4 protein-coding genes are annotated in these 5,713 nt (G+C 66.6%); 2 read left to right on the top strand and 2 right to left on the bottom strand.

Annotated elements, in window-relative coordinates; genetic code table 11:
• Positions 1-700 precede the first annotated feature (700 nt).
• The gene (locus A5652_RS00675; protein ID WP_067345501.1) at positions 701-997 is read left to right on the top strand and encodes a hypothetical protein; all 297 of its coding nucleotides are present in this window, start codon (positions 701-703) and stop codon (positions 995-997) included.
• 286 nt (positions 998-1,283) lie between these two features.
• On the top strand, positions 1,284-4,037 hold the full coding sequence (locus A5652_RS00680; protein WP_156745075.1) for an AAA family ATPase: 2,754 nt from the start codon (positions 1,284-1,286) through the stop codon (positions 4,035-4,037).
• 26 nt (positions 4,038-4,063) lie between these two features.
• Here A5652_RS00680 and A5652_RS00685 read toward each other — a convergent pair whose 3' ends face one another.
• Positions 4,064-4,597, bottom strand: coding sequence for a hypothetical protein (locus A5652_RS00685; RefSeq protein WP_067345503.1), 534 nt, complete (start codon positions 4,595-4,597; stop codon positions 4,064-4,066).
• Between the two features lie 46 nt (positions 4,598-4,643).
• A partial coding sequence (locus tag A5652_RS00690) for a ferredoxin--NADP reductase (RefSeq protein ID WP_156745076.1) occupies positions 4,644-5,713 on the bottom strand: 1,070 nt, incomplete at its 5' end.

Genomic DNA, 5,713 nt, shown 5'->3' on the forward strand with positions numbered 1-5,713 from the left:
ACGGTGAAGTTGTTGTAGGTGAACGGCGCGTAGTAGTTCTGGCCGTAGGACGCGTCAACCGGGGTCCCTTGCCAGGGCTGGTTCCAGCCGCCGGCGGGCGGCGGCCCGTTCCAGCCGCCGGCCGGTGGCGGCCCTTCCCAGTTCGGCGGTGGGGCGCCGGGGGCGGGACCGTTGCTCCACCCGTAGCCGCTCGGCGGCGGAGGAGGTGGCGCTCCCTGGCAAGGGACCCCGGTTGACGCGTCCTACGGCCAGAACTACTACGCGCCGTTCACCTACAACAACTTCACCGTCCTTCCGGTCTTCAACGCGGACTACGGGGGCTTCGGTTACTGGTTCTTCGGTACCTGGATACCGCTGTACTGACGGCGACGACCGGTGAGCCGGGGGCATCCATTCGGGTGCCCCCCGGGCTCGGAAATGTTTGTTCAGAAGCGACCTTCTAGAAATTGAATGGACTGGCGCCGGCGCGCGCAATCATCAACTGGGGCCGCTGTGGCGTGACCTTTGCGCGCAAGTTCTCTGACAGCCGAATCAGCTTGGGCAGCCGACATTTCCAGGATCGCCACCTGGCGGGTGTTGTCTTATGGCGACGCTGCGTCGATGGTGCGGCCGATGAATCAGGGATGTCCCCACACTTTCGAAAGGCAGTAGGGAAAACCCTGATGCCCTTGATTGCCGGCGTCTATATCCTCAAGAACAAATGGCGATCACGGGGTCTCAACCGCAACGGTTCCTCGTCGAGTGGTACGGACCGCGAACATCCGCCCACTCGATAGGCGAGGTCGTCGATCGGCTGAATACCCGTGCCGAATTGATGACGGCTCGTGGAACGGCGGTCCAGCTCCTGACGGCGATGGCGGTGCCAGACGACAACTACACGTTCGGTGTCTTTGCTGCCGAGTCAGCCGAGCTCGTCGCGCAGATCTGCGCCGACGTCGGGACGCCCGCGGAACGGATCAGCTGCGGCGTCGGTTGGGTGCGGGCCCTGGACTGCTGACGGGTTGGCTCGATGCCGACAAAAACGTCTTCCCGTGGTCGGCCGGTGCCGTCGAGCAAAGTTTTGCGGCCACGCACGCGTAGTTGCCGATCATTGATGTCTGGGAAATCGAGCCGTATCAGCGAAGTTCTGCGAGAATCCCTGCAGTAGCCACCTGCCGGGTCGGGCTCCAGGGCTGGCAAACGAAGGAGCCGACGGTGTGGGTGTCGGGCGGTGAGGGATAGGCCGTCATCGCAACCTCACCGCCGACGTGACGGCCCAGCCGTCTGATGGGTGAAGGGTTGACGTGACGGAGCGATTGGTCGGTCGGCAGGCCGAAGAGCGCGCCGTCAGCGATTTTCTCGACTCTTTGCCACATCGATCGTGCGCACTCGTTGTCGAAGGCGAGGCGGGGATCGGCAAAACGGCGGTGTGGGCGGACGCAGTCCGTCGGGCCGGTGAGTGCGGATACCGCGTGTTGAGCTGCAGGGCCGCCGCGGCCGAATCGGTGCTGGCGTATACGGTGCTGGCCGACCTGCTCAGTGATGTCGACGACTCGGTATGGGCGGATCTGCCGGCGCCGCAGCAGCGGGCGCTGGGCGGCGCGCTGTTGAGAGACCTCGTCGAGACTTCCGAGATTGATCCCAGGGCGGTGGCGGCGGCTTTTGGCGCAATCATCGGCCGACTCGCCGCCGAGCGGCCTGTCGTTATTGCCATCGACGATCTGCAGTGGTCGGATGCGTCGAGTGCCAGTGTGGTGGCGTATGCCGCGCGCCGCCTTCGCGCGGGCGCGGCCCTATTGTGCACGACGCGTAGCGAAGAGGCCGCCGAGCGGTTGCAGCTGCCCAGCCCCGACGACGTGCGTCGCATCCGAATGCAGCCGTTGACCGTGGGCGAGTTGCATCAGGTTCTGCTGCTGCGGCTGGGACATTCCGTGGCGCGTCCTACGCTGTTGCGCATTCACGAGATAGCTGCGGGCAACCCGTTTTTCGCGCTGGAATTGACCCGAGAACTGGGCGTCGATGGACGCGCTTTCGAAACGAGTCTCCCGGGCAGCCTCAACGAGTTGGTCCGCGCGAGGATCAGTCGGGTCGGCGCCGAGGACGTTCTGCTTGCGATCGCCAGCCTGCCCGATCCGACGGTGGCGATGGTGGCGCAGGCCACCAATTCGCCGCCGGATCAAGTGGTGCAATCGCTGCGGGAAGCCGAAGACCAAGCGGTGGTGGCCATCGACGGGAGCCGGCTCCGGTTCACCCACCCCCTGCTGGCGCACGGCGTCTACAGCGCGGCGGCGCCCGGTCGGCGCCGCGAAATGCACCGCCGGCTCGCCGAACTCACCGCCCAACCCGAGCTGCACGCCCGCCACCTCGCGCTCGCCGACACATCCGGGAAGCCGGAGACGGTGGCCGCGCTGGACAGGGCCGCCGAGATTGCCCGCGACAGGGGCGCCCCAGCCGCCGCCGCCGAGCTGGTTGAACTTGCCGTCGGCCTGGCCGGCGACGACGACCCCCAACGCAAAATACGCTGTGCGACACACCATTTCGTTGCGGGCGACCCCGCGCGAGCCCGGCGAATCCTCGACGCGGTCATCGCGGCGCTGCCGCCCTGCCCGACCCGTGCCGAAGCATTGCACCAGCTGGGACTGATAGTCCTCTCCGACGACAGCTTCCTGGAGGCGGCGGGCGTGCTCGAGCAGGCCGTAGACGAAAGCGGTGCCGACGGCCCCTTGCGCGTCCGCGTCCTGATCAGCCTCGCGTTCGCTCTCCTCAACGCGGGCCGACACGAGCACGCCTATGCGCGAATTGAGCGGGCCGTGGCCGATGCCGAGCGCCTCGGCGCCGCCGCACTGCTCGGCCCGGCGCTGGGCATGCGGGTGATGATCGACTTCATGGGCGGCAAGGGGTTTGACGAGCCCGCGATGCAACGCGCAGTCGGAATGGACGGACCGAGCGCGCCGGTCCCGTTACCGTTGCGGCCTCGTGCACAGATGAGCCTGCTGCGCGGTTGGACGGGTGAGCTGTGGGCGGCGCGTGACGAGCTGGCGAAAATGGAACGCGAATGTCTCGCTCTCGGCGAGGAAGCCGAGCTGATCTTCATCGGTTTTCACCTCACCCTCATCGATATCTGGCTTGGCAACCTCGCCAGTGCGGCGGTTATCGCCGACGCCACGATGGAACGGGCAACCGTGCTGGGCGGCGACTTCCCGATGTTCATCGGGCTCACCCTCCGCGCCGCGGTCGCCGCCCACCTCGGCCGCCTCGGCGACGCCCGTAGCGATCTGAGCCAGGCGATAGCGGCCGGCCAGCGTTGCGGCTCAAGGCGTTTGGCCGAGTGGCCGGCGACGATAGCCGGATTCGTCGAGGTGTCATCGGGTGACTACCAAGCGGCCATGAACGCGCTCGAGCCGCTGTTGCCGATGGTGGCCCTCTTCCCGGAGGCAAGTGAGATCATCTCGTCGTCTTTCGTTCCCGAGGCCGTCGAGGCCATGGTTGGTCTCGGTCGATTGGACGATGCCGAGCCGCTGGTAGAAGCCTTGGAGCGCAATGGCCGCCGACTTGACCGCGCATGGACCCTAGCGGTCGGTATGCGCTGTCGCGCCATGCTGCAGGCTGCGCACGGGGACGTCACGGGCGCGATGACCAGCGTCGAGCTGGCATTGGCCGAGCACCAACGCCTTCCGATGCCGTTCGAGCGCGCCCGCACTCAGCTGTTGTCCGGCCAGCTGCAACGCCGCCAGCGCCATCGCGACGCGGCCGGCGCAGCGCTGCGCGAGGCGCGGGACACCTTTGTGCAACTCGGCGCGACGGTGTGGGCCGAGCGCGCCGAAACCGAACTGGCGCGCGGCCTTTCGATCCGGGGCCGCGACCCAGGATTGACCGCCACCGAAGAACGCGTCGCCGACCTGGCCGTCTCGGGATTGACCAATCGCGACATCGCGGCCGCCCTGTTCGTGAGCCCCAAGACCGTGGAGGTCAACCTCAGCCGCGTCTACCGCAAACTGAGCATCCGATCGCGCGCCGAGCTCTACCGCGCGCTCCAAGCCTGGAAGGAAAGGCCTTGATCTGATTCGCCGTAACGTCTGGCGTCTCAGGAGAACGTGGTGACCGCGCAGGTGCTCGGCGACGTGATGTTGACCCCGGAGTAGACCACCTGGATGTGGGTGCAGGCGATGACGTTGTTGTCGGTCTTGGGCTGGCCCGTCTGCCAGTCGGTGGAGTCGATACGCCCGTGCGTCTGATACTTGTCCGGCGGGCCCTCACCCATGTAGATGGTGGTGATCTCGTCGGAACCCATCGACTTGTGCACCCGCTCGTACTGACCGTCGGCGTGCGCGTCGAGATAGGCCAGCCGGTTGGAGGACCGGATCTCGGTGGTTTGCCGGGCCCACAGGCCGGGCGGGAAGCCGGTCACCCCGTCGGGCGTCAGCATGTCAGCCCCGGCCGTGAAGTCGCAGTGGCCGTCGGCTTTGAAGCAATTCAGGATGGCGCGCGTCTCCAGCTGATTGGGCCCGTCCAGCGGGAACAGCGTGGTGGCGGTGTTGCTCGCCGCCGCACACACCCCGGCGGGCAGAAACATCGGCATCACCGCGACGACTGCGAATCCCGATACCAGCCGCCTCATCGATGCTTCCCTTTCCTCTGGCCCAAGGGTGAACTTAACCCGCCGACTACTCGTCGTAGGTGACTTCTACCGAATCAGATTCAGGGTGAGATTGGCAGGCGAGAATCAGGCCCTCGTCCAGATCCTGCTGCTCGAGCACATCGTTGACCTCCATGCTCACGTTGCCGCTGCGCAACGTGCACGCACACGCGCCGCAGTGGCCCTCGCGGCAGGAGAAGGGCGCGTCGAGGCCCTTGGCCAGCAGCACGTCGAGCAGCTTGGCGTTGCGCGGCCACGACACGGTGTGGGTTTCGCCGTCCAGCTCGACCACCGCGGTCGCCGGCGGCTCGTCGCCTTCGGCGGTGTCCTCGATCTTGACCGCCGCGAACGGATCCGAGTCCAGCGACTTGAAGACTTCGATATGTATCTGCGGCGCGGGCACTTTCAGCGTTTCCAGGGCCTGTCTCGCCGAATCCATGAAGGCGCCCGGGCCGCAGATGAACACCGGCCGATCCGTGTATGGCGCGGCCAGCTTGGCCAGCGCGGCCACGGTGGGCAAGCCCTGCAGCGATTCCAGCCAGTGCAGCACCGTGAGCCGGTCGGGATATTTGGCCGACAACTCACGCAGGGCGTCGGAGAAGATCACCGAACGGTCGTCGCGGTTGGCATAGACCAGCGTCACCTGACCGCTGCCCTCGGCCAGGGCCGACTTGCAGATCGACATGATCGGCGTGATCCCGCTGCCCGCGGCCATCAGCAGGAAGTCATCGCCCAGGGTTTTGGGAACGAAGTTGCCCGACGGGGCCAACACGTGGATCCGCATGCCCTTGTGCGCGTGGTCGCACAGCCAGTTGGAGGCGTAGCCATCCGCGGTTCGTTTGACCGTGACCGTCAGAGCGTCGTCGGTGAACGGCGAGCTGCACAACGAATAGCAACGGGCCACCGATCCCGTGCGTTCGCTGGGAATGCGCAGCGTCAAGAACTGGCCCGGCGCGTACCGCAGCCGCTCCGGCGGGACGTCGGGGTCGCCCGCCTCGTCCGGCACCGCGAACACCAGCGACCGCGCATCGTCGGTCTCGGCGATGACCTCGGCGACCTGCAGTTCAAGGACGTGGTCACCGAGTGGCTCGTCGGGAA

Source organism: Mycobacterium sp. 1165178.9, from assembly GCF_001673555.1.
GTDB lineage: Bacteria > Actinomycetota > Actinomycetes > Mycobacteriales > Mycobacteriaceae > Mycobacterium.